General features: G+C 64.5%; 10 protein-coding genes and 2 tRNA genes. 4 read left to right on the forward strand and 8 right to left on the reverse strand.

Annotated features, from left to right (window positions below; all coding sequences use genetic code 11):
* Positions 1 to 162: 162 nt before the first annotated feature.
* From FBF35_RS09700 to FBF35_RS09720, 5 genes are all read right to left on the reverse strand, one after another.
* Entirely contained in the window at positions 163 to 6,018 is a 5,856-nt protein-coding gene (locus FBF35_RS09700; protein WP_060565923.1) for an SdrD B-like domain-containing protein, read from the reverse strand.
* 457 nt (positions 6,019 to 6,475) lie between these two features.
* A complete protein-coding gene (locus tag FBF35_RS09705; RefSeq protein ID WP_060565924.1) occupies positions 6,476 to 13,855 on the reverse strand; it encodes an SdrD B-like domain-containing protein in 7,380 nt (2,459 codons plus the stop codon).
* Positions 13,856 to 14,338: 483 nt separating this feature from the next.
* Positions 14,339 to 14,428 (reverse strand) — tRNA-Ser (locus FBF35_RS09710).
* Between the two features lie 78 nt (positions 14,429 to 14,506).
* Positions 14,507 to 14,593: transfer RNA gene (locus FBF35_RS09715), tRNA-Ser, on the reverse strand.
* 82 nt (positions 14,594 to 14,675) lie between these two features.
* Entirely contained in the window at positions 14,676 to 16,016 is a 1,341-nt protein-coding gene (locus FBF35_RS09720) for an AGE family epimerase/isomerase (RefSeq protein ID WP_060565925.1), read from the reverse strand.
* Positions 16,017 to 16,265: 249 nt separating this feature from the next.
* Here FBF35_RS09720 and pgm point away from each other — a divergent pair, with 249 nt between their 5' ends.
* Positions 16,266 to 17,942, forward strand: a complete 1,677-nt coding sequence (gene pgm / locus FBF35_RS09725) for a phosphoglucomutase (alpha-D-glucose-1,6-bisphosphate-dependent) (RefSeq protein ID WP_060565926.1) — start codon at positions 16,266 to 16,268, stop codon at positions 17,940 to 17,942.
* Between the two features lie 101 nt (positions 17,943 to 18,043).
* Here pgm and FBF35_RS09730 read toward each other — a convergent pair whose 3' ends face one another.
* The 3 genes from FBF35_RS09730 to FBF35_RS10540 form a co-directional block, all read right to left on the reverse strand.
* Positions 18,044 to 18,562 carry a DUF4853 domain-containing protein gene (locus FBF35_RS09730; protein WP_060565927.1) on the reverse strand — a complete coding sequence of 173 codons (519 nt, stop codon included), beginning with the start codon at positions 18,560 to 18,562 and terminating at the stop codon, positions 18,044 to 18,046.
* Positions 18,563 to 18,642: 80 nt separating this feature from the next.
* Positions 18,643 to 20,136: an alpha/beta hydrolase gene (locus FBF35_RS09735; RefSeq protein ID WP_241772512.1), complete on the reverse strand. Its 1,494-nt coding sequence runs from the start codon at positions 20,134 to 20,136 to the stop codon at positions 18,643 to 18,645.
* Between the two features lie 116 nt (positions 20,137 to 20,252).
* The gene (locus FBF35_RS10540) at positions 20,253 to 20,975 is read right to left on the reverse strand and encodes a hypothetical protein (protein ID WP_187348950.1); all 723 of its coding nucleotides are present in this window, start codon (positions 20,973 to 20,975) and stop codon (positions 20,253 to 20,255) included.
* A gap of 214 nt (positions 20,976 to 21,189) precedes the next feature.
* Here FBF35_RS10540 and FBF35_RS09745 point away from each other — a divergent pair, with 214 nt between their 5' ends.
* From FBF35_RS09745 to FBF35_RS09755, 3 genes are read left to right on the forward strand one after another with little or no spacing between them, the layout of a single operon-like run.
* Positions 21,190 to 22,461, forward strand: coding sequence for a hypothetical protein (locus FBF35_RS09745; RefSeq protein WP_060565929.1), 1,272 nt, complete (start codon positions 21,190 to 21,192; stop codon positions 22,459 to 22,461).
* A complete protein-coding gene (locus FBF35_RS09750) occupies positions 22,458 to 23,756 on the forward strand; it encodes a hypothetical protein (RefSeq protein WP_060565930.1) in 1,299 nt (432 codons plus the stop codon). The genes FBF35_RS09745 and FBF35_RS09750 overlap by 4 nt, the downstream gene beginning before the upstream one ends.
* Entirely contained in the window at positions 23,749 to 25,269 is a 1,521-nt protein-coding gene (locus FBF35_RS09755; RefSeq protein ID WP_187348951.1) for a multicopper oxidase domain-containing protein, read from the forward strand. Before FBF35_RS09750 ends, FBF35_RS09755 begins: the two co-directional genes overlap by 8 nt.
* Positions 25,270 to 25,421 lie beyond the last annotated feature (152 nt).

Genomic DNA, 25,421 nt, shown 5'->3' on the forward strand with positions numbered 1-25,421 from the left:
GTTCCACACGCTCTGGGGATGTTCGTTCAGTGACGAGGCCAGGGCGGGGTCATGGGGTCAGGGCGGGGTGGGTATGCGAGAGGGGGCGCGGGACCACTATGGTCTCGCGCCCCCTCACCCTTGGTGGGGTCAGCCCCGTGTGGGGGTCAGCCCGCGTCTGGCTCAGGCATCCTCACGCTCCCGGCGGCGCTTGCCCGCCAGAGCCGCGATGCCGGCGATAGCAGCCACGGCCGCCATGCCGCCCAGAACGCTCGCGTCCGAGCCGGTACGGGCCAAGACCTTTGCCACCGTGGTGGACGGCGTCGGGGTCGGGGTGTCCGGCGTCGGAGCCGGAGGCACCGTCAGCGGGAAGTCCACCGTCAGCAGCTCCTCACCTTCACCCACCGTGACCGTCATCGAGGTCGTCGCAGCGTTATAGCCGGCGGGAACCTCGATGTCGACCGTGTAGGTACCGGGGATCAGGCCAGTGAAACGGTAACGACCATCAGAATCGGTGGTGGTGCGAGCCAGCTCCACGCCGTTGGCGTCCTTGAGGATCACGGTCACGTTCGGCGCACCGGGCTCGCCGTTATCCGCACCGTTACCGTCCTCGTCGTACCACACGCGGTCACCGATCGTGGCGGGGGCAACCAGACCGAAGTCCACGCCCTGCACCGACGCATCAGTAATCGTCACCGACGCCTGAGTCTCGCCCCGGCCCGTGTAGGCCTGGGTCGGAATCAAACCAGCCAGATCACCCTTGTCAGGATCCACGATCACCACACGGTACGAGGCAGGAGCCAGACCCACAAACTGGTAAGCACCCTTCTCATCCGTCGTTGTCGTCATCGGGTTACCCTCAGCGTCGAGCACCGGGGTGCCGTCCTCGTTCAGCAGAGCAACCGTCACGCCCTTGAAGCGCTGCTCAGAATCACTCTTGGAGTACGACACATCCGAATCACGATAGATCGTGCCACCCAGGTTGAAACCACCCTTGAACGACGCCGACGACTCATTATTCGTCGGATCATCACCCGGCTGATCCTGGTGCGTAATCCTGGCAACGTTCGTCACCAGCTTGCCCGCACCCTCACCAGTGATCTCAACCGTGATCGCGATCTTCTTCGCCTCACCCTTGACCAGGGTCAGGCCAGACAGATCCCACACACCAGTGGCCGCATCGTAAGTACCATCACCCTGCGAGGACACAAAGCTCACGCCAGAAGGAAGCTGATCGGAGACAGTCACGCCAGTGGCCGCGCCCGGACCATTATTCGTCAGCGTCAGCGTGTACGTCACCTTCGCGCCCGGAGTGAACTCGAAGGACTTCTGAGCCTGCTCATCCGGATCGGTGATCTCCTTGAGAATCGCAGTATCCGCGGAGATACCGAAGCCCCAGTCCTGATCCAGGTTCGAGTTGTTCTCACCCGTCAGCGTCAGGTTAGCCGTCAGCTTGAACGCATCCGCCAGCTTGGCAGCATCCTTCTTCACATCCTCGGACACAACGCTCTTCGCAGCCACATCACCCGCAGGCGAATGCGTCAACACATCCAGCAGCGGCTCAGCCTTCAGAAGCGACTCAGGATCAACCGAAACCTTGTACTCGCCCGGAAGCAAATTCTCGAACTTGTACTTGCCATCCACATCGGTCGTGGTCTCGTAGGTGCGGGTGATTCCACCCGGACCCGTCCAGGTCAGCGTCACCTTCACACCGGGCAGCACCTTGTCTCCGGCATCGGGGGCATTGCCACCGTTCTGGTTAACATCCACGAACAGCTGATCACCGATGACGCCAGTACCGACCAGACCGTAATCCACGGTCGTGTCTTCCTGGCCCTGGGTAAGGCTCACCGTAGACTCGGTGCCATTAGAGTCGGCACCTCGATCATCGCCGGCCTGCGACACAGTCGCCTCGTAACCCACAGGGTTGGTGAAGGTGATCTTGTAATCACCAGGCATCAGGTTCGCAAACACGTACTTACCAGCGGCATCCGTACTCACGGCCGCAACCGGATTACCGTCCAGGTCGACGACAGGGTTGCCGGATGCATCCACGATGGTTGCGGTGATGCCGGGCAGAGCCGGCTCGTCGCTGTCCTGGAGACCGTCCTTGTTCGCGTCGAACCAGACGTAGTCGCCGACAGACGCAGGCTTGACGAAACCAAAGTCGACCTTCGTCACGTTGGGCGCGGCGGCCGTCAGCTCGATCGCGCTCGGCGTCACGAGCTTGCCCTGGCCGACCTGGGTACGGTCCGTGGAGGAGCCGTAGCCGTAGGTCTGCTTGTAGTCAGCCAGGTTCACGTCGGAACCATCGACCTTCGCGTCACCGGGAACGACCTCGACCTTGTAGGAGCCGAGCGGCAGGCGGTTGAACAGGTAGTTACCGTCGGCGTCGGTCTTCGTGGTGATATCCGCTCCGGAGTCGTCCTTCAGGGGGTTGCCGTCCGCGTCGAGCAGACGCAGCGTCACACCCTCGAAGGGCTTATCGTCACCGGTACCAAAGGTCCACGAGGCGTCGGCATCATTGAAGATGGTGCCTGCGATCGTGCCGCCAACCGTGAAGGTCGCACTCGAGGTGTTGTTCTTCTTGTTGGAGTCGATCTGGTCGTACTCGCCCAGGGTCGCGGTGTTCGTGATGGTCGCTCCCTCGGTTGCGGGCTTGACCTTCACGAGGACGTAGAGCGTCTCGGTACCACCAACGTTGAGGTTGGTGTCGAGAATGCCGGACTCCATCGCGGTCCAGGTGCCGGCCGCCGCATCGTAGTTGGCGGTCGCATACACGGGGCCCGTGCAGGGGTTCGTCGCGCCGTCCTGGCAGATACGCGTCTCGGCGGACACGTACTCGACGCCTTCGGGCAGCTTGTCAGCGACGTTCATACCCGAGGCAACGGCCGGACCGTGGTTCTTCAGGTTGACCTTGTAGAGAACGTGGTCGCCCGGCATGATTGCCTCGGAAGACTCGATGGTTTCGGGCAGGCCGTTCGCGTCGCGCACGACCTCGTCACCGTTCATCTTGACTCGGGCGACGGTCTTGCTGACCTCGACGTCGGTCGAGACGTTGATGCCGACCTTGGGGGCCTCGTTGGGCAGCAGGTAGGACACCTTGCCGTTCTCGGTGACGCCACCCGCCATGGCCACGGAGTTCCAGGCGATGAGGTTGGCGTTGACCGGGGAGGTCATGGTCGCGACGAACTGGATCTTCTCGCCCACTTCGATGTCGCGGTTCATGACGATGCGGAAGCCGGTGATCGAGGCCAGGTTGGCGGGTGCGTCGCCCCACGCGTTGGGGGTACAGCCGGCGGGGGCGTCATTCATCGAACCGCCCACCGACAGGACCTCGCCGCGGCAGGGGTTGGGAACCGTGGAGTACTGGATCGTAATGTCCGAGGCCGGAACCGTCGTGATCTCGGGGTCACGGCCCTGACGCTCCTTCACCGACTGGAACGTCCAGTTCGTGGAGTTCAGGTTCGGCTTCCAACGGGACTCGCGAGCCTGGTTGGCTGCGGGTCCGACGCCCACGTCACCCACGTAGGGCAGGATGTCGTAGGCCACGACCTGCGTCAGCGGCGCATTGCCCGCGTTGGCGATCGTGAAACGGTAGGCGCCGTCGGCGCCCGGGTCGATCTCGGCGATCTCACCGGCGGGAACGAAGTCGGGGTTCTTGTTGCCCTTGACTTCCTTTGCGATCGTCATACCCGCAGTCGTGGCGATCTTGAAATTCACGCTGGAGTCACACAGGAAGTCCGTCGTCGAACCGTCCTGGTTGAGGTCGAGCGTGTCCTGAGCGCGACTGCGGATGCAGTACTTGAGGTTGCGGACACCACGGTCCTGATCGTAGGGCTTCGCTCCGCCACCCGGCATGAACGCCCAGGCGGTATTCGTCGTGTCGCCAGCGGGAGCGGTAGCCAGGACATTGGCGTCGTACTTCGAGAAGAACGCGCCCTCGACCGGATCCGGGACGATCCAGCGAATCAGGGTGCGGCCGGTATTGTTGAAGTTCTTTTCCACCTCGACCTTCACCTTGGCCGGGTCGTAGGCGCTACCGTCGGGGTTCTTCAGGACGGAGTAGCTCTCCGCGCGAATGTTGGACGCATCGTCCACGTCGAGGCCCTCGGGCAGCAGGTCCACGACCGTGAACGGCGTGGGAGCACCGCCGTCGACGGCCTTGCGGGCCTCGGCGACGATCATGAAGCTGGCGGGCTTACCGACGACGACGGGGTTGGTACGCAGTTCCTTACTGACCCGAACGCCGGGCACCTCGGTGCGAATACGGGTCCAGCTACACGTGTTGTCCTTCGAGACGGCGACGTTACCCGTGTCCTTGTCCGTAACCTTGACGGACGCGCAGTTCTGGATACGCACGTAGTCCTCGGAGGCCACGGTGTCGTAGTACTTCTCCGGGGGAAGGACTGCGTTGTAGTGGTTCGTGAAATCTGCGGGTTCGGTCCTCGGGACGTCGCGCGAGACCTTGCTAATCAGGTCGACGGTCGGCCTGGCCAGCGGGGCGACGTCGGTCTCGATGACGAAGCGGGTGATCCACTCGCCGTCCGGCAGGGTGAGAGTGCGGGTGTTCTTGTAGGTCACCGTCTCGTGGTTGCCCTTGTTGGTCCAGTACTCGAAGGTCCAACCACCCAGCTCTTCATATCCGGACTTGGTGGAAATCTTGAACTCGTAGGGGCCGACGAAGGCGGGCTTATCGCAGCCGTCACCGGCTGCCTTGCCGTCCTCGGAGGACCAGGTGCAGGGCATGACGTCTTCCCAGCGGAAGTGCACGGTCGTGTTTCCGTTGTTGCTGCCCTCGAAACGCCAGGGCAGCTCGTCGCCGCGCGCGTAGTCGCGGTTGTATGTGCCGATCTTCTCAGCTGTGGCCTCGACCCTGCGCTCGGCGAAGCCGTGCGTGATCTCGGAGCTCTTGGACACGACGTTCGTCGGCTCGTTCATGCCCTCGGCGGTGATGGTCGCGTTGTTGGTGACCGTGTCTGCGGTCGTCACCGAGCCCTCGGGGTATTTGACGGTGACGGTCGACTCGATCGGGTTCTGGTACGTCCACTTGTCGTACGACCACGTCACGGAGTGGGTGGCCGCGTCGTAAACACCGCCGTTCGAGGCACTGACGAAGACGGCCTGCGCGGGCAGCGGGTCGACGACCTTAACGTTCTGCACCTGCTGGAAGCCGATGCCGACAAGCTTGCCGTTGTATGCCGAGCCACCCCAGCGGGTGCCGACCTCGTTCGGCTTGGTCGTGTCGTTCTGCTGGTAGCCGTATCGAAGCTCGTACGTGGCCTCGCCGCCGACGGCCGGGTAGTACAGGCGGTTCGTCGGTCCGGACTTCTTGATGGCGACGTCGGTCGAGGCGGTCCAGGTAGTGCTCAGCGTCTGTTCGACGCTGGCGGCGTTGTTGGCCGAGAAGACGACGTTCTGCGTGGTGGTGGAGTTGTTCGGCGCATCGTTGCCGTTGTAGTGCCACGGAATCTGGATGCGGTCCGACGTGCCGGCGGGCAGCGGATCCTTGAGCGTGAAGCGGTAGCGCTGCACGCGCGCCCCGTCGGCAGAGTTCTCGACGAAGTTCTCGCTCTTCGCGACAACGTCGCCGGTGACGGGCACGACCGTGTAGCCCTGCTCGATAAGCTTGAGCCCGGCCGGAGTGATCGGGCCGGGCAGGGTCATCTCGATAACGGCGCCCTGACAGGGCGTGGTCACCGACGAGCACGAGAAGTTAATCGTCGTGATCTGCTGGTCGCGGACTCGCAGGGTGGTGGAGTCGTTGACGACGGTCATCGCCAGGGTGGCGGACTCGTCGCGGGCGGCAGTGGGGGCGGCAACGCCCTCGGCGCCGGCTGCTTCGTCGGCGGCCCCCGCATCGGACGAGGCAGTGGCGGCGTCCTGCGACGACGCTACGTCGGTTTCTTGTGTGCTTTCATCGGCGGCGTTGGCTCGCATGGCGAGGGGTGTCAACGACGTGACGAGAAGCGAGAGAGCGGCCAGACTGGCAGCACCCGCAACGCCCACACGGGCGCGGAACGGACGCAGTCGAGACATCGACTTCTCCTTCTGTGGGGCAGAAAGTGGACAGGATGTCTCCCAGCGTAGTGAAGGCGCTGATCCCTATCTAGCCCTTACACATCAGCACATCATGGCGGCTAACGACTGCAATGTCGGGAAGAGCGTGTTCCACAGTTTCGGAACAAGTTCTCTGAACTGATGGTTAGTTAAGCAATCACACGGGCGAGCGAGATTTATCGAATAATCATGAAGCCCCTGCCAACTCGATCATTCAATAATGACCGAGTCGATAGAAATAACGTAACGAACGACAAGATAACCAAGTGCCTAAGCTCACACACTTATTGACCGTTAGTTGATTAGAACGTTGTTGCGGGGTGGGGTGCGGGTGAGCAGCACATAAAGGGAGGGGGCGCGGGACCTGTGTTGGTCTCGCGCCCCCTCCCTTGTTGAGGCGTGTACCCCTGTGTGGGGTGTGGGCCTCGCCTACGGGTTAGGCATCCTCACGCTCGCGGCGGCGCTTGCCCGCCAGAGCCGCGAAGCCAGCGATAGCAGCCACGGCCGCCATACCGCCCAGCACGGACGCATCCGAGCCGGTACGAGCCAGAACCTTCGCAACCGTGGTAGCCGGAGTCGGAGCCGGGATCACCGTGAGCGGGAAGTCCACATCCAGCTTCTCCTCACCCTCACCAACCGTGACCGTCATCGAGGTCGTGGCCGCGTTAAACCCGGCAGGAACCTCAATATCGACCGTGTAGGTGCCCGGAACCAGCCCAGTGAAGCGGTAGTTACCGTTAGCGTCGGTGGTGGTACGACCCACCTCCACGCCATTGGCGTCCTTGAGGATCACGGTCACACCAGGCACACCCGGCTCGCCGTTATCCGCACCGTTACCATCGGCGTCATTCCACACACGATCACCGATCGTGGCGGGGGCAACCAGACCGAAGTCCACGCCCTGCACCGACGCGTCGGAGATGGTGACCGACGCCTGGGTCTCGCCCTTGCCCGTGTAGGCCTGGGTCGGAATCAGACCAGCCAGATCACCCTTGTCGGGATCCACGATCACGACGCGGTACGAGGCGGGAGCCAGACCCACAAACTGGTAGGCACCATTCTCATCCGTGGTCGCAGTCATCGGATCACCGTTCGCGTCGAGCACCGGGGTGCCATCCTCGTTCAGCAGAGCGACGGTGACGCCCTTGAAGCGCTGCTCGGAATCACTCTTGGAGTAGGAGGCGTCCGAGTCACGGTAGATCGTGCCACCCAGGTTGTATCCGCCCTTGAACGAGGCCGAGGACTCGTTGTTGGTCGGGTCATCGCCTGCCTGATCCTGGTGAGTAATACGAGCAACGTTGGTGACCAGCTTGCCCGCGCCCTCACCGGTGATCTCAACCGTGATCGTGATCTTCTTGACATCACCCTTGGCCAGGGTCAGGCCAGACAGATCCCACACACCAGTGGCCGAGTCGTAGGAGCCGTCACCCTGGGCCTCCACGAAGGAAACACCAGAGGGAAGCTCATCAGAGGCCTTCACGCCAGTGGCCACTCCCGGACCGTTATTGGTCAGCGTCAGCGTGTAGGTCACGCGCTGACCCGGGGTGAACTCGAAGGATTCCTGAGCCTGCTCATCCGGATCGGTGATCGCCTTCAGGATCGCAGTGTCAGCGGAGATACCGAAGCCCCAGTCCTGATCCAGGTTCGAGTTGTTCTCACCCGTCAGCGTCACCGACGTATTCAGGTTGAACGCCTGCGCCAGCTTGTCCTTATCGGCCTTCGCATCCTCAGACACAACCTTCTTGGCATCCACATCACCCGCAGGCGAATGCGTCAACACATCCAGCAGCGGCTCAGCCTTCAGAAGCGACTGCGGATCAACCGAGACCTTGTACTCGCCCGGCAGCAGGTTCTCGAACTTGTACTTACCCTCAGCATCCGTGGTGGTCTCGTACGTGCGAGTGATACCACCCGGACCCGTCCAGGTCAGCGTCACCTTCACACCCGCCAGCGGCTTGTCACCAGCATCAGGGGCAGACCCACCATTCTGGTTGACATCCACGAACAGCTGATCACCGATGACGCCGGTACCGACCAGACCGTAATCCACGGTCGCATCGTCCTGGCCCTGGGTAAGGCTCACCGCAGCCTCGGTGCCATTAGAGTCCGCGCCACGATCATCGCCAGCATCCGACACGGTGGCCTCATAACCCGCAGGGTTCGTGAAGGTCACCTTGTAGTCGCCGGGCAGCAGGTTCTCGAACTTGTACTGTCCGTTCGCGTCGGTAGTCACGGCCGCAACCGGGTTACCCGACGCGTCCGTCACGGCAGAGCCGTCGGCGCGGGTCAGGGTCACCGTCACGCCCGGCATGGCCGGCTCGTCGGCGTCCTGGATGCCGTCACGGTTGACGTCCATCCACACCTTGTCACCAACGGAAGCAGGCTTGACGAAACCGAAGTTCACATCGATGACCGAACCGGTCGCCTCAGCGATGGTCACGTCCGCGGTGGTCTTGTAGCGACCGGTGTAGGCCTCGGTGGGCTTGGTGCCCGCCAGAGGACCGGACGTCGGATCAACGACGCTGACCGTGTACTCGCCCAGCGGCAGACCCACGAAGGAGTACTTACCCTCGGCGTCGGTCACAGCCGTCATCGGGTTGCCGTCCTTGTCGAGGACGGGGGTGCCGTCCTTCTTGAGGAGCGCAACCGTGACGCCCGCGTACGGGGCCTCGGAGTCGCTGGAGCTGAACGACGCGTCGGCATCGTTGTAGAGCTTGCCAGCGATCGTGTAGCCGGCGGTCAGCGGCACGGACGAGGTGTTGTCCGGCTTCTTGTCGCCGATCTGATCCTGCTTCTCGATCGTGGCCGTGTTGGTCACAACCGAGCCGGCGGCGGAAGCGTCGATGGTGACGGTGATGCGCAGGGTGCGCGTCGCGCCCTTCTCGATCACCTCAGTGCTCAGGTCCCACTTGCCGGAGGCGGCATCGTAGGTGCCATCGCCCTGCGCGGACACGAAGGTCACGCCCGACGGGAGCTTATCCTGCGCGATGACGCCGGTCGCGGGGCTCGGGCCCTCGTTCGTGACGGTCAGCGTGTAGGTGACGGACGTGCCGGGGGTGAAGCCACCCGCCGGAACCTCGGCCGGCTCCGCAATCGCCTTGACGATCGCCGTGTTGGCGACGCCGGTGAACGCCCAGTCCTGGTCGTTGTTCGTCATCTTGCCGGGGCTCAGCGTCACCTTGGAGGTGAGGGAGAGCTCCTGGCCCTCAGAGGCCGTCAGGTCGCCCGACGGGGCGTGGGTCTGAGCGGTGCACTCGGGGCACACGGTGGCAAGGGAGGCCTTGTCAACAGTCACGACGTAATCGCCGGGAGCCAGGTCCTTGAACGAGTACTTGCCGTTCTCGTCCGTGACCGTGGTCAGCGTCTTCTCCACGCCCGCGGGGGTCGTGTAGGTCAGCTTGACGGTCACGCCGGCCAGCGGCTTGTCCGCACCCGAGGGCTCGGAACCGCCGTTGTTGTCGACGTCCCAGAACAGGGTGTCACCAATCGTGCCGTCGGCAACCAAACCAAGGTCAACGGTCATGTCGTCCTCGCCCTGCTTCAGAACAGGCCATGTTTGCGCGCCGTCAGAATCGACGGCAGTATCATCGCCCGCATACCTCGCGGTCTCGGAGTAGCCATCCGGGATGGTAAAGGTCACTTCATAGGGGCCGGGCAGCAGGTTCGTGAACACGTACTTGCCGTTGGCGTCCGTGATCACAGGCTTGACGACATTACCGTCGGCATCAAGGACCGGGTCCATGCCCAGCGGCTGATCCAGGGTAACGGTGACGCCGGCAACGCCGACCTCATCCGCATCCTGAATGCCGTCCTTGTTCGCGTCGAACCACACGAAGTTACCCACCGACACAGGCTTGACAAAACCAAAATCGATCCTGGTCACGTTCGGCGCGGCACTCGTCAGGGTGATCGGGTCCGGCGTCACGAGCTTGCCCTTACCAATCTGGGCACTCGTCATCGACGAGCCATACGCGAAGGTCTGCTTGTAGTCGGCCAGGTTCACGTCGGTGCCATCAACCTTCACCTCACCCGGCACGACCTCGACCTTGTACGAGCCCATCGGCAGACGGGTGAAGGTGTACTTACCGTCAGCATCGGTCTTCGTGGTGATGTCGGCGCCGGACGAATCCTTCACCGGGTTGCCGTCAGCATCGAGCAGACGAACCGTCACACCCTCGAAAGGCTTACCGGTGCCTTCGCTGAAGAACCACCAGGCTTTCACATCGTTATAGATGGTGCCCGACAGGGTGCCACCCACCTTGAAGGTCGCGCTGTCCTTGTTGTTGTCCTTGTTGGAGTCGACCTGATCGAACTCACCCAGGGTCGCCGTGTTCGTAATGGTCGAACCCTCCGTCGAGGGCTTGACCTTCACGAGGACGTACAGCGTCTCGGTACCGCCAACGTTGAGGTTGGTGTTGAGAATGCCGGACTCCATCGCACTCCAGGTGCCGGCAGCCGGATCGTAGGAAGCGGTGGCGTACACCGGGCCCGTGCAGGGGTACGTCGCACCATCCTGGCAGACACGCGTCTCGGAGGACACGTACTCCACGCCAGAAGGCAGAGCGTCGGCAACGTTCATGCCCGAGGCAACCGCCGGACCCTTGGCCTTCAGGTTCACCTTGTACAGCATGTAGTCACCCGGCATGATGACCTCGTCGGACTCAACCGTCTCGATGACACCGTTAGCGTCACGAACCGGTTCATCACCGTTCATCTTCGCCCGAGCAACCGTCTTGGTGAGCTCCACATCGGAGGACACGTTAATGCCGACCTTGGGGGCCTCGTTCGGCAGCAGGTAGGACACCTTGCCGTTGAGCATGGAGCCACCGGACATAGCCACAGAGTTCCAGGCAATCAGGTTGGCGGTGACCGGGGAGGTCATGGTCGCGACGAAGCGGATCTTCTCACCCGGCTCAATGTCGCGGTTCATCACCAGGCGGAAGCCGGTGATCTGCGTCAGGTCGGCAGGAGCGTCGCCCCACGCGTTGGGGGTACAACCGGCGGGGGCGTCGTTCATGGCGCCACCCGCAGAGAGGACCTCGCCGCGGCAGGGGTTGGGAACCGTCGAGTACTGGACCGTGATGTCCGAGGCCGGAACAGCCGTGACCTCGGGATCGCGACCCGGCTTCTCCTTCACCGACTCGAACGCCCACGCCGTGGAGTTCAGGTTCGGCTTCCAGTGGGAGCCACGGGCCTGCGAGGAGGCGGGGCCGACACCCACGTCGTTCAGGTGCGGCAGGATGTCGTAGGCCACGACCTTGGTCAGCGGGGTGTTACCCGCGTTGGAGATCGTGAAACGGTAGGCGCCGTCGGCACCCGGGTCGATCTCGGCGATCTCACCGGCCGGAACGAAGTCGGCGTTCTTGTTGCCCTTGACTTCCTTCGTGATTGCCATCGAGGGGGTCGTGGCCACGTTGAAGTCGAATGCGGCGTTACACACGTAGTCGGTGGTCGAGCCGTTCTTGTTCACGTCGAAGGTGTCGACCGCGCGGCTACCGATGCAGTAGTTCCAGTTGCGCTGGCTCTTATCCTCGGTGGTCGCCTTCGCGCCGTCGCCGGGCATGAACGCCATGGCGTCGTTCGTGTTCTTACCAGCCGGAGCCGTGGCGAGAACGTTGACGTCGAAGGACGAGTACAGGCTGCCCTCGACCGGGTCCGGAACGTTCCAACGGATGAGGGTGCGGCCGGTGTTGTTGTAGTTCTTCTCGATCTCCACCGTGACCTTGCTCAGGTCGTAGGGGGTGCCGTCGGGGTTCTTCAGCGTCGAGCGCTTCTCGGGAACGATCTTGGAAGCATCGTCCACGTCAAAGCCCACGGGGAGGAGGTCAACGATCGTGAACGGAGTGGGCGTGCCACCCTCGGACTTCGCCTTAGCGGTGCCGTTGATGAAGAAGTTAGCGGGCTTACCCACAACCACGGGGTTGGTGCGCACGACCTTGTAGGCCTGCACGGAGGGGAACTCGTCGCGCACGCGCATCCAGGAGCAGAGCTCGTCGCTCGACGCGACGACGGCGCCTGTGTCCTTATCAGTCAAAGTACCGCTGGCGCAGTTCTGGAAGCGCACGTAATCCGGGGAGGCCTGGTAGTCGTAGTACTTCTCCGGAGGGGACACAGGGTTGTAGTGCGAGGCGAAGTCCGCGGGCTCCTTCGTCGGCAGAGCGGGGTTGATCGTGCCGTAGAAGAAGATGGACGCGTTGGTCTGGGGCGCCACGTCGGAGTCGATCGTGAAGCGGGTGATCCACTCGCCCTCGGGCAGGGTGAGGCCACTCGTCTTCGTGTAGTTGACGGTCTCGTGGTTACCCTTGTTGGTCCAGTACTCGAGGGTCCAGCCACCGTTGTCCTCGTAGCCGGACTTGCCGAAAATGTTGAACTGGTAGGGGCCGACGAACGTAGGGGTGTCACAGGCTGCACCGGCGGCCTTAGCATCCTGAGAGGACCAGGTGCACGGCAGGGTATCGTCCCAGTGCGTGTGCAGCGTCGTGTTACCAGTGTTGAAGGTGCCGAAACGCCAAGGGGCCCTCATGTTGCGAACATAGTGCTGCCAGTCGCCACCGGCCTTGCTGATGCGGCCACCGACCTTACGCTCGGCGAAGCCGTGCGTGATTTCGGAGCTCTTCGTGAGGGTGGTCTTCGGGTCGTTCATGACCTCGGCGCTGATGGTTGCCTTGTTGGTGACCGTGTCATCGAGCGATACCGTACCCTCGGGGTACTTGACGGTGACGGTCGACTCGAGCGGGTTCTGCCAGAACCAGCGGTCGTAGGACCAGGTGACGGTGTGGGTCGCCGGATCGTAGACGCCACCGTCGGAGGCCGTGACGAAGACGGCCTTGGCGGGCAGCGGATCGACGACCTTGATGTTCTGGACACCAACCAAGCCGAGCGCGTTCAGGCTGTTGGACTTCATCGCGGAGCCGTTCCAGCGGATACCGACCTTGTTGGGGTTGTCCTGGTCGATCTGCTGATAGCCGTAGCGCAGCTTGTAGGTCGCCTCACCACCAACGGCGGGGAAGTTCGCCTTGTTGGTGGGGCCGCTCTTCTCGATCGCGATGTCGGTGTCGGCGGTCCACGTGGTGGTGAGCTCGTTCTCGACCTTCTCAGCATTCTGCGCGCTGAAGGTCACCTTCTGGGTGGTCGTCGAGTTGTTCGGCGCGTCGTTGTAGTTGTAGTACCAGGAGACCTGGATACGGTCGGACGTGCCGGCGGGCAGCGGATCCTTCATCTTGAAGACGTAGCGCTGCACGCGGGTGCCGTCCGGCTTGTTCTCGGTATAGGTCGCCGTCCTGGCGACGCTGTCGCCGGTGACGGGGACGACCATGTAGCCGCGCTCGATGAGCTTCAGGCCGTCCGGCGTGATGGGGCCGGGCAGCGTCAGCTCGATTTCGGCACCCTTACAGGGGGTGGTCACCGAGGAGCAGGAGAAGTTGATCGTCGTGATCTGCTCGTCGTGAATACGCAGGGTCTCCGAGTCGTTGACGACGTTCAGAGCCAGCGTCGCGGAATCGTCCGCAACGGCGCGGGCGCGGCGCGTGCGGGGCTGATCCTCGGGGGCGACCTCGGTGGCGGGAGCCTCAGCACCAGCCTCGGCGGCGGGGGCTTCGACCCCGGCCTCGGCGGCAGGCGCGTCGGCGGTCTCAGAGTTGGACGAGGCCGTGGCAGCTTCCTGGGAGGTTGCTACGTCGGGCGATTGCGTGCTTTCGTCGGCGGCGCTGGCTCGCATGGCGAGGGGTGTCAGCGACGTGACGAGAAGCGAGAGAGCGGCCAGGCTGGCAGCACCCGCAACGCCCACACGGGCGCGGAACGGACGCAGTCGAGACATCGACTTCTCCTTCTATCGTCAGAATGTGGACAGGACTTGCGCTCCAGCCTAGTGAAGGAGCAGACATCACCACCATGCCTAACAACTATCGCCTAAGCCACAACTACAACGGTGTATTTCGTTGAAATTTCGGGCATAACGGCAATGTAACAACTTCTCTGAACTCTTGGTCAGTACGAACTTTTGAGCATCAACAATAGATTTTTCAACAATTGCCGGGAAAGCATTGTCGGCATCATCAAATTATGACCACTGCAATAGGGATTAGATGATAGCCGGTCTCATATTTTAGTGACGCATCACACTCAGGTCTCACCAGTTACTTAATTACCCAGTATTCCCAAAGTGTGTGCGACGCCCCTGCACAACATGCTTCCCAAACCAACTTGCAAATTAGCTGCGCAAACACCGGATAGCTCCCCGCCCACTGGGCCAGAGAATACGAAAACCCCCGCGCTTCTTTCGAAGCGCGGGGGTTATGCGCGGAGACGGCGGGATTTGAACCCGCGAGGGGCTATGCACCCCTACCTCCTTAGCAGGGAGGCGCACTCGACCGGACTATGCGACGTCTCCAGTGCCGACTACTTTAGGGCATTTTCGCCGCGAGCGCGAACGTGCACCCGCCGCGACGCCCGTGGGCGGCCGGCTCGGCGGAGGGCGAGGGATTCGAACCCCCGGTGCCATTGCTGACACAACGGTTTTCAAGACCGTCTCTTTCGGCCACTCAGACAGCCCTCCAGACGCGGAACATCCTACAGGACGGGGCCCGGGGATGCGACCCTCGCATCCCCGGGCCCGAGCCCATCAGACATCCGATGCGTCAGCCGCGCAGCCCGAAGAAGTTCCAGGACTTCTTATCGGGGGCCGGTTCCTCGGGGCGATCGAGGAGGCCGCGCGAGAGAGCGGGGGCCGTTGGCGGCCACAGCGGCAGGCGGATCGCGAGCGTCGCCTGGACGGCATGGTAGACGTCCCAGCGCGACGACTTGGCGGGCTGGACGTTCTCGTTGCGGGGACCGAGGCGACGCACCCATCGACCGGGCTGGCTGATGAGGTAGTCGTGGATGTAGTCGACGAAGGAGCGGTAGCAGTGCTCGAAGTGCTCGACGTCGGAGACGCGGGCGCCGTCGTCCAGCATGGCGCGGCGCACGGCGACGGTGGCGCACACGCCCTCGCAGACGACCCACTGCTGATGCTCGTCCTCGCCGGGCACGGGGTCGCCCTCGTCATTGACGCCGGTGGAGAAACCGGGGTTGCCGTCGGTGCGACGCCATCCGTCGACGCGTGCACGCTCGAAGAGCTCGGTTCCCATCTCGAGGAGGTAGTCGGGCACGGTCCAGCCCATCGACCGCAGGCCCGCGCGCACCTGCAGCGCAAAGCGACCGAGCTGCATGGAGTGGCCGGTCACGTAGCCCTCGTAGTAGCGGCGTCCGTCGTTGAGGAGCTTGCCCGCCTCGGGGCTGGGCTCCCACTTCTCGTCGAAGAACTCGGGGATGCGCCAACCGTTCTTTGAGGCAACCTTGTACGCAAAGGCCGTCATCTTCTCGGCGCGATCAAGCCATTCGGGCTCGGTCGTGGCCTCGGCCGCGGCCATGTAGGCCTCGATCGTGTGGATGAGGGTACCGAGTGTGTGCACGGGGACGGGCTCATTGAAGGCCTCGTCGTATTGATCCCACACGAGGCCGTAGTCGTCGGCCCACAGCTCCTTCTGCTCCTCGAGCATGCGGTTGAGCAGCTCGTGGGCTCCGGGGCGGTTCGCGACCGTCGCGGCGGCGACGCCCAGCAGCGCGTACACCGTGTGGTACTGCGACTTGACGCGCGCGTCCTCGTCCCACGGCACGCCGTGGCCATCAGCGTCGGGCTCAGGCTTGATCGCGAACCACATGCCGCCGTTGACGGGGTCCGTGAAGTAGCTGGTGAGCGCCTTGACGGCGTGGTCGGCGTAGCGACGAGTGCCAGGCAGACCCATGAGCGCACCGAGCGAGAACACGTAGGCCATGCGACCCGTGACGGCCAGGTCGATCGATCGGGTCGGGTCGGGCTTTCCATCGGCGTCGAGGTGCGCGAAACCAGTCGCGACAATCGCGCCTTCTGCCTCTTCAATGAGTGCCTGCATGTGGCCGCTCAGCCAACGGTTATGTTCGATGGAATCAAACCATCCCACGATGTTCCTCCTGACAACACAGTCACGGTCTGCGGTGACCGACATCTCATAGGATAGTCGCTCGGCGCCGATTTTGGGAAAACGTGCATATCCCTTTTTCTTCCCCGGGGACGAGGCCTGGGCAGCCCCCGCTCCCACCTGACCTTTTTCGCCCTCCCAGCCACGGCCTCGAACAAGAGAAAACAAGGAAAAGTCCACGCCGTGGGACGGCGCTACCCACAAGAGGACGTAACGTGCAACACTGTCCCTATGCATGAACGAGCTGGCACACGTGCCCTACCTGAAGACCTCATCAACGTCGACGATGTCATCTCCGCTTACTACGACATCACGCCCGACCCGACCGACGTGGGACAGCGCGTCGTGTTCGGCACCTCGGGTCACCGCGGATCCTCGCTGGACGCCAAGTTCAACGAGGCGCACATCATCGCCATCACCGCTGCGATCATCGAGTACCGCGCCTCCCAGGGCTTCAACGGTCCTCTGTTTATCGGCCGCGACACCCACGCCCTGAGCGAGCCCGCGTGGCGCACCGCCCTGGAGGTCCTCGCGGCCGCCGGCATCGACACGCGCATCGACTCGCGTGGCTCCTACACGCCCACCCCCGCCGTGTCCGTCGCCATCCTCGGCGCGAACGGCGCCCCGGGTAACCTGCGCACCGAGGGCGACGGCCTGGCCGACGGCATCGTCGTCACCCCCAGCCACAACCCCCCGCGCGACGGCGGCTTCAAGTACAACCCGCCTCACGGCGGCCCCGCCGACACCGACGCGACCGGCTGGATCGCGGCGCGCGCCAACGAGCTCCTCGACTCGGGCGAATGGAAGAACGTTCCCCGCGTCACCGGCTCGGACCTGCTGCACGACCCGAACATCAAGCCCTTCGACTACCTGGACTTCTACGTCTCGCAGCTCGACCAGGTCATCGACATCGAAGCCATCCGCAAGGCGGGCGTGCGCATCGGTGCGGACCCGCTCGGCGGCGCGTCGATCGACTACTGGGCCGCCATCGGCGAGCACTACGGCCTCGACCTGACCGTCGTGAACCCCGAGGTTGACCCGGCGTGGCCGTTTATGACCCTGGACTGGGACGGCAAGATCCGCATGGACTGCTCCTCGCCCTACGCGATGGCGTCCCTGCGCGAGGCCATGACCCCCGACGCCGAGGGCAATACCCCCTACGACATCGCGACCGGCAACGACGCGGACTCGGACCGTCACGGCATCGTCACCCCCGACGGCCTGATGAACCCGAACCACTTCCTGGCCGTCGCCATCGAGTACCTGTTCACGCACCGCCCCGGCTGGAACGCCGACGCGGCCGTGGGCAAGACCCTCGTGTCCTCCGCGCTCATCGACCGCGTCGTGGCCTCCATGGGCCGCGACCTCATCGAGGTGCCCGTGGGCTTCAAGTACTTCGTGCCCGGCCTGCTGTCCGGCACCGTCGGTTTCGGCGGCGAGGAGAGCGCGGGAGCCTCGTTCCTGCGCAAGGACGGCACCGTGTGGTCGACCGATAAGGACGGCATCATCCTGGCGCTGCTCGCCTCGGAGATCCTAGCCGTGACCGGCAAGACCCCCTCCCAGCTGCACGAGGAGCAGGTCGAGCGCTTCGGTGCCTCCGCCTACGCCCGTATCGACGCTGCCGCCTCCCGCGAGGAGAAGGCGAAGCTCGCAGCCCTGTCTGCGGACGACGTGACCGCGACCGAGCTGGCCGGCGACCCGATCGTCGCCAAGCTGGTGCGTGCGCCCGGCAACGACGCGCCCATCGGCGGCCTGAAGGTGACAACCGAGTCCGCGTGGTTCGCCGCGCGCCCGTCGGGCACCGAGGACGTCTACAAGATCTACGGCGAGTCCTTCAAGGGTGCCGAGCACCTGGCCCAGGTCCAGGAGGCCGCCAAGCAGGTCGTGTCCGACGCCCTGAACGGCTGACGCTCTGACGCTGCCCGCTCACGCGGGTTGCGTAAGGGGGGCGGCGCTCAATCGAGCGCCGCCCCCCTTCGCTGTCTAGCAGACTCCTCAGTTGGATTTCGTCACGACTGCGTGCCTGCGGCCGCGTCGGCGAACCAGTCCGGCACGCGTCCCGGAATATCCGCCAGTTCCTGGGGATTAGTGGATGTTCCATCGCTGCGCAGATCACCCGTGTAATAGTTCATCATTGTCAACCCGATACCCGACACCACGATGTGTACGGTCGCTCCGTATCGTTCGCTCGTCCAGGCAAGGACCGTGTCGCTGCCACGGCCATCATCCTCATAGACGTGTTCACGGAAATCGAAACCGAGGGGCCCCAGCTCTGTGTCAAACGCAGCGCGCACCCGGGCAGGATCGCGCTCTTCGAAATTGTACGTACGCGACACCATCGAGAACAGAACCTGGTCACCAACAACGTTACGGTAGATGTAATCGTTGCCGTCGTAGCTCCTGTAGTTCTCACGCGTCATCAGTGTGTCGCGCGCACGAATGATCGCCGGCTCTACGTCTCGCTTGAACGCCTCAATAGGTTCAAGCGACGCGGCCCGTTCCAGGTTTTCCTTCTGTTCCGGGTTCATTCCTTTTCCTCCTCCGAACGGTACGCACGCGGCGCACACCACTGCTAGAACAACCGCGAGCGCTCCGACGAGCGGGCGCCTCACTTCTTACCTCGGCCCGCGATGACCCGAGAGATATCGTCGAGCGCCTTGCTACCCTCGTTGAAGTATCCGCCGTGCTTCTGGAACGGATAGGGCTGCGACTCGTCGATCTTGTCACCGACATCGCCGGACAGGTGGTTATAGCCCGGCATCTTGGCGGGATTCTTTCCGAATCGGCCGTCGTCTCCTATGCCCTGGACCATGTCCTGCTTGTAGTCCGTGGCACTGACCCAGGCGTGTCCCTTCTCAAGCTTGAACTCGGAGACATCCTGGACACCCGAACCCGGAGAGCCGAACTGGATGAGGTCGTCCACGACGCCGGGATTGACCTTGGTGAGCGCGATGCCGGCGGTCGTCGACCCGAAGGAGTGGCCGGCGACGCTAATATGCGCGTCGCCCGCCGGACCGGCTTCGCGCGACGCATCCAGGCCATTGAGGAATCCGGACAGCTTATCCGCGCCCCTCCGGGCGTAGCCAATGTCCGCTACCTCTGCGATGTTCTGGGGTGCCTCGTAGCCAAGGTAGGAAACGATCGCAACCCCGTCACCCGGAGCGTGTTTCTGAACATTCTTTCGCATGATACCTGCACGCGTGTCATAGTCGTCCAAGTTCTCGGCGACGTTGGAGTACAGGCCGGGAACGACCACACCGACATGAGCGGCCGTGTCGACGTTGCCCTGGGCGACGGCTGCGGTAACGTGCTTGCCCGAGGTCTCCAGGCTCAGGAGCTGGCGGGGCACACCGTCCTGATCTTCCCTCTTGATTGTGTCCTTGACATTATGGAGCGACTTCACACGCTCTTCGACAAGCTCCAGCTCCTGGCGCTCACGACGCGAAGGATGCGCGCCGTAGCGCTGCTTGAGACGCTCAAGCTTCTTCTCTTCCCTCTTGGTGGCATCGTCCAGGTAAATACGGTTCGCCTTGTTACGCGACGTTCCGTCGATACCGTTCAGGTTGCCGATCTCCTGGGGGTGAGCCTTGATCATCTGCTCTTTTTCGGCGTCGCTGAGCGACGACCACCACTTGGCCACTTCCTTCTCGGAGGCGCTCTTGGGCGGCAGCTTCAGATCCTTCTTCGGGACGCGCGTTCCCTTGGTCGACCCATTCGCGTAGGAGCTTGCTCCACCACCCAGGGCCGCGAGCTTGCTCTGCGCGTTCTGGACAACACTTCTCGCCTTCTGGACAATCGCGCTCACCTGGTCGGACACGATCTTCATGTTCTTCTTGATCGTCGCCGCATCGGCCGGAGACACGTTATGCGGGCCCACGTACTGAACGGACCCATCCGCCCCGATGTGAAGGGAGTGGTTCGCGGCGGTGCCGTCGAGCTTCCTGGCGGCCTTTCCGACCGTTTCAGCTCCCTCCGAGGCCTCGCTGAGGACGTTCGCGAGAGCCGTGAGCTTTTCTTCCTGCTTGTCAACCTCCGCACAGAGCTTCAACATCGCAAGACGGGCAGCATCGACCGTATTTCCCTGACCGGTCAGGGAGTTCACGTTGGATTGAAGACTCTCAGACGCATTCCTGAGCGACTGTGCACTCTTTTCATATGCCTGCGCTTGCTGGCTGAGGGATGAGCCCTCCCATTGCAGGAGATCAGACCACTTCATTATTACGACTGCCCTCCGAGTTCTGCGCTAAAGCGATTGAATCCCAGGATCGGATCCACCCCCGGGGTCGGATTTCCCATCTGGGGCAGCGTCACGGGAGGCACCTTGGGAAGGTCGATAGCAGGTTTCGGAAGGGGGCGCGGACCAGTCGGCCCCGTGATGATCGGATCCAAGGGCTTGAGCGGACCGACGGGGTTATAGGGCATGGGCTCAACCTTCGGCCGACCTGTGCCGGGGTTCGGTCGGCGGTGGCCGCGAGTCCCCTCGCCCCCGTGGTGGCCCCCCCTCTGCTTGCCCGGGTCACCGGGAAGACGCGGGCCGCGCGTAGGCGGATTGCCACCGCCGATCGGCGAGGGAAGAGGAACCAGTCGCGGGTTCTTACGACCGTCTCCGCCGCCACCTGGACCCGAGTGACCGCAGTCGTCACCGTTGACAATCGAGCCGATGAGCTGGCCGTTCTCTTCCTCTGCGGCGATGAAGTCTCGTTCGGCAGCCTCGAGCGAGTCGGCACATTCCTCGAGCTTCATGCTGGTCTTCATGCACTGGTCGGCGAGCTTCTCTTCGGCTGCCTGCATGGGTGAGGCCAGGTCAGCGCCGGGCATCGCGGAGGCGAACGCACTCGCCCCTCCTTCCGGGCGTGCAGACCGGACGGCGTCTGCGGTTTCACGCGAGGTCGCGGCGAGCTTCGGGAACTCACCCGCAACAAAGGACAGATCGCTCATCATTTACTCCATTGAATACTGACCAGTGACACACACAATATTACCGGATGGATATAGACGGCGCACCGCTTCACCATAGCTGCGCCGCACATTGTTCTTGTAGCCCATCACCCAATTTCACCGTTTTTATCCCTAGAAAAGTACGTGCAGGGCCGCTACCTTGGCACTGTCCCCAGATGGGAACAACGGCAACGCCCACCGACTCCAGGAGCCCCACATGAGCGAGGCATCCCGCCCACCCGCACACGACGCGGGACCGGATGCGCCAGCCCAGGCCTCGTCGATAGCGACGAGGCCTCCCATCCCCCGGCTGCCCGTCGGCCGCCTCGCGTTCCTGCTCCTCGCGGGCGTCGCGCTCCTGGCGGGACTGGACGCCTCCCTCGTGCGCCTGGGGGCGCTCGCCCCCGTGGCTTCGACGAGCCTGGGGACCGTGCACGGACTCCTCATGATCTACGGGTTCCTGGGCACCGCGATCTGCCTCGAGCGCGCGGTCGCCCTGCAGTCCGACGGGCGGCGCGCGTGGGCGTACGCCGCTCCCCTACTGACCGGAGCCGGCGGCGTCAGTGCGGTCGTCATCTCCCTGAACGAGGGGGCGCGCGCGGCGCTCGCGAACCTCCCGATCCCACGCTACCTGGCCGCCCACCTGCCCGGATTCGCGACCGAGCGGATGATGCCCGGCTTCCTCATCACCCTCGGCATGGCGCTGCTGACGGCGATCTACTGCTACGTGTGGGCGCGCCGTCAGGCCACCCACGCGGTCCTCATCCAGCTGATGGGCGCTCTCATTGGCCTGGGCGGCATCCTCCTGTGGTGGCGAGGCCTGGAGACGCCGCGCGCAGTGCCCTGGTGGCTGGCCTTCCTGATCGTCACGATCGTCGGCGAGCGCGTCGAGCTCGCACGCCTCGCCTTCGCGTCCGGCTCCACCGAGCGGCGCATCACCGCCGAGAGCGCCGCCCTCATGGTGGGCCTGACCGTCGCGCTTTACTCCCCCGCGATCGGTTACCCGCTGATCGGGCTCTCCCTCGGTGTCCTCGCGGCGGACACCGCGTGGCATGACGTCGCGCGCGGCACCGTGCGCATGAGCGGCCTGCCTCGCCTGGCGGCCGTGTGCATGCTGAGCGGATACGCGTGGGCGCTTGTACCCGCGTTGATGTGGGTCATCGCTCCGCCCGCTTTCGACGGATACGGCTACGATGCCGGCGTCCACGCGATCACGATCGGCTTCGTCGTCTCGATGCTGCTGGCCCACGCGCCCGTCATCATCCCGGCGGTCGCCCGGCGCGAGGTCCCGTACCACCCCGCCATGTGGGTCCCCTTCGCATTCCTGCAGGTCTCCCTCCTGCTGCGTCTCCTCGCGGGCGCGCGCGAGGCCGCCTACCCGTGGCGCCTGGGCGGCACCCTCGGGGTCGTCGGCATGCTCCTCTTCGTCGCCACGACGTTGACGGTGACGATTCGCCGGGCGCGCGCCAATGCTCGGGAGGCCCGATGAACAAGCCTCGCGTTCCGCGCACCGACCGCGCGACCTCCGTCTGGATGTGCGTGGCGGCCATCGCCGCCGCGGTCACGATTGTCGCTCGAGGCCGCATCCCGCAGAACCTGTGGACGATGATCCACCTAGTGACCCTGGGCGTCCTGTCGAACGGGATCTTCCAGTGGTCCTGGTACTTCACGCGCGCGCTCGCTCACCTGGCCCCGGACGACCGGCGCGCGGGGCGGGACAACACCGTGCGCATCATTGCGTTCAACCTTTCCCTGCTGCTCCTCATCGGCGGCATGTGGTCGGGCTTGTGGCACGCGACCGTCACGGGCGCGACCGTTGTCGGGTTGATCGCGGCCTGGCACGGGTGGGCGCTGCTCACCGCGTCCCGCGAGCGCCTGGCTTCGCGTTTCGCGGTCATCATCCGCTACTACATCGCGGCCGCGTTCTTCCTGGTGCTCGGCGCGACGCTGGCGGGTTTCGTCACGGCGGCCATGTTCGACGCGGACGCTCCCGCGTGGCTGGCCGAGGCCCGGGATCGCCTGACGGTCGCCCACGCGCTGGCGGGTGTCGCCGGATGGGTGGGCTTGACGATGGGCGGGACCCTGGTGACGCTGGGGCCGACCGCGATGCGCACGCGCATGGATCCGCGTGCCGTGTCCTTCGCGACGAGCGCCCTGCCCCTGTGGGTGGCCGCGCTTCTCATCGCCGTCACGGGCGCTGTGGCCGGGTCGATGCGCGTTGCCTCGGTGGGCCTCCTCATCGTCGTGGGCGCGGCCACCCTGGGCGTGGGCGTTCCGCTGGTCCGCGTGGCGCTGAAGAAGGGCCCGGCGGAGTACGGCGCGTGGTCCCTCATGCTGGGCGCCGCCTGGATCCTCATCGCCGGCGCGGGAGCGTCCCTGCGCGCCTTCGGGGCGGCGGACGCGACCGGGCTGCGCTCGGCTTTCCTCGCGTGGATGCCGATCCTGGGCGCGGCCGGGCTGGGCCAGCTCTTCGTCGGCGCGCTCACCTACCTGATGCCCGTCGTGATTGGCGGCGGCCCGTCCGCGGTGCGCGTCGGCGTCGGCGTGCTCGAGGCCGGGGCGCCCATCCGGGAGGCCGCTCGCAACGTGGCCGCGCTCCTCGCGCTCGCCGTCGCGTCCCTGGGCGGAACGTCCGCCGAACGCCTCACCATCGCCGCGTGGGTGGTCCTGCTGGCCACCTACGTCGTCGACATCGTCCTCATGGCCCGCTGCGGCGTGGCCCAGGCGCGCGCCAAGCGCGCCGCCGATTCATACCCCACCACGCAAGGAGGCCGCCGTGGCTGACCTGAACCTGTCCGCTTCGCCGTCGTCGGGAGGCGAGAAGCCGAAGACGCCCGCCCCGAAAGGCCCCGCGACGGGAACCCCCAAGCTGCGCATGAGTCCTGCGGGCGATCACTCGCCCGTGAGCCGCACAGCCGGAGCAATCGTCGGCGTCGTCTCCGTCGTGGCGCTCGCTCTCGCAATCTTCCTGTCCAACCCGTCCGCGCCCACGACGCAGGGCACGGGAACGGGGACCGGGACCACGGCCTCGTCGGTGACGCCGACCGGGCACACGACCCGCGTGTCCGTGGGCGTCGACGGAATGGCGTTCACGCCCAACCACATCGAGGTGCCGGTCGGCGATCGCCTCATCGTCGACTTCACGAACTCGGGGGACCAGCGCCACGACCTGGTGTTCGAGACGGGCGTATCCTCCGGGTCGCTCGCCGCGGGTGAGACGAAGGAACTCGACCTCGGTGTCATCTCCGGCGACGTCGAGGGCTGGTGCTCCCTGCCGGGTCACCGCGAGATGGGCATGACCCTGCACGTGCAGGCCACGGGCGCGTCATCGTCGTCCTCGTCCTCCTCGGGGACCTCGGCCTCGGGTAGCCACGCGCACCACGGGCACGACCACGGCCAGGACGCCGCCGCAGGACCGGCCACCCCGACGGCCCTGACGGACTACGCGGCGACGATCGACGCACGCGACCCTGCGCTGCCGCCCGCCACGAACGAGACCGAGCGCCACTACACCTTCACGGTCACCGAGCAGACCGTCAACGTCACGAGCTCTCTCACGCGCGAGACGTGGACCTTCAACGGGGACGCACCCGGCCCAATCCTGCACGGACACATCGGCGACACCTTCCACATCACGCTCGTCAACAACGGGACGATGAGCCACTCGCTGGACTTCCACGCGGGCCTCGTCGCCCCCGACAACGTCATGCACTCAATCGAACCCGGGCAGACCCTCGAGTACACCTTCGTCGCGAAGAACGCGGGCATCTGGCTCTACCACTGCTCGACCGCGCCCATGTCGATGCACATCGCGAACGGCATGTTCGGGGCCGTCATCATCGACCCGACCGACCTGGATAAGGTCGACCGCGAGTACGTCATGGTCGCCTCCGAGCTCTACCTGGGCGCGGACGGGCAGCCCGCTGACGCCTCACTCCTGTCGGCCCTGCAGCCCAACGCGATGGCCTTCAACGGCGTGCCCTTCCAGTACAAGGCTCACCCGATCCAGGTCAAGACCAACGAGCGCGTGCGCGTGTGGGTCATGGACGCGGGCCCGAACCTGGCGACCACCTTCCACGTCGTCGGCACCCAGTTCGACACCGTGTGGCGCGAGGGTGCCTACGTGATCCGAGGCGGCGGAAGCGGCGGCGGCTGGGGGCAGGTCCTCACGCTGGGCGCCGCCGAGGGCGGATTCGTCGAGTTCACACCGCTCGAGGCCGGCCACTACGCGTTCGTTAACCACGCTCTCTCCCTGGCGGAAAAGGGCCAGCTCGGCGTCTTCGAGGTGACCGACTAGACCTTTCCCCGCTCCCCGGCCACGGCCTCGTCCTTTTTGACGAGGCCGTGGCTTTTTTCGCGGTATCCCCTCCCCTCGCGGAGGGTCCGAATGGTTACGAACGCCCCATTCCACGTGGCTTTCGGGACGCTGCCCCGGCGATAGAATGGATG

This window comes from Schaalia odontolytica, assembly GCF_005696695.1.
Lineage (GTDB): Bacteria > Actinomycetota > Actinomycetes > Actinomycetales > Actinomycetaceae > Pauljensenia > Pauljensenia odontolytica_C.

Coding starts and splice junctions, on each gene's coding strand:
- FBF35_RS09745 (WP_060565929.1), top strand. CDS start 21,190: ATGAGCGAGGCATCCCGCCCACCCGCACACGACGCGGGACCGGATGCG.
- FBF35_RS09705 (WP_060565924.1), bottom strand. CDS start 13,855: ATGTCTCGACTGCGTCCGTTCCGCGCCCGTGTGGGCGTTGCGGGTGCT.
- FBF35_RS09730 (WP_060565927.1), bottom strand. CDS start 18,562: ATGAACCCGGAACAGAAGGAAAACCTGGAACGGGCCGCGTCGCTTGAA.
- FBF35_RS09750 (WP_060565930.1), top strand. CDS start 22,458: ATGAACAAGCCTCGCGTTCCGCGCACCGACCGCGCGACCTCCGTCTGG.
- pgm (WP_060565926.1), top strand. CDS start 16,266: ATGCATGAACGAGCTGGCACACGTGCCCTACCTGAAGACCTCATCAAC.
- FBF35_RS10540 (WP_187348950.1), bottom strand. CDS start 20,975: ATGATGAGCGATCTGTCCTTTGTTGCGGGTGAGTTCCCGAAGCTCGCC.
- FBF35_RS09700 (WP_060565923.1), bottom strand. CDS start 6,018: ATGTCTCGACTGCGTCCGTTCCGCGCCCGTGTGGGCGTTGCGGGTGCT.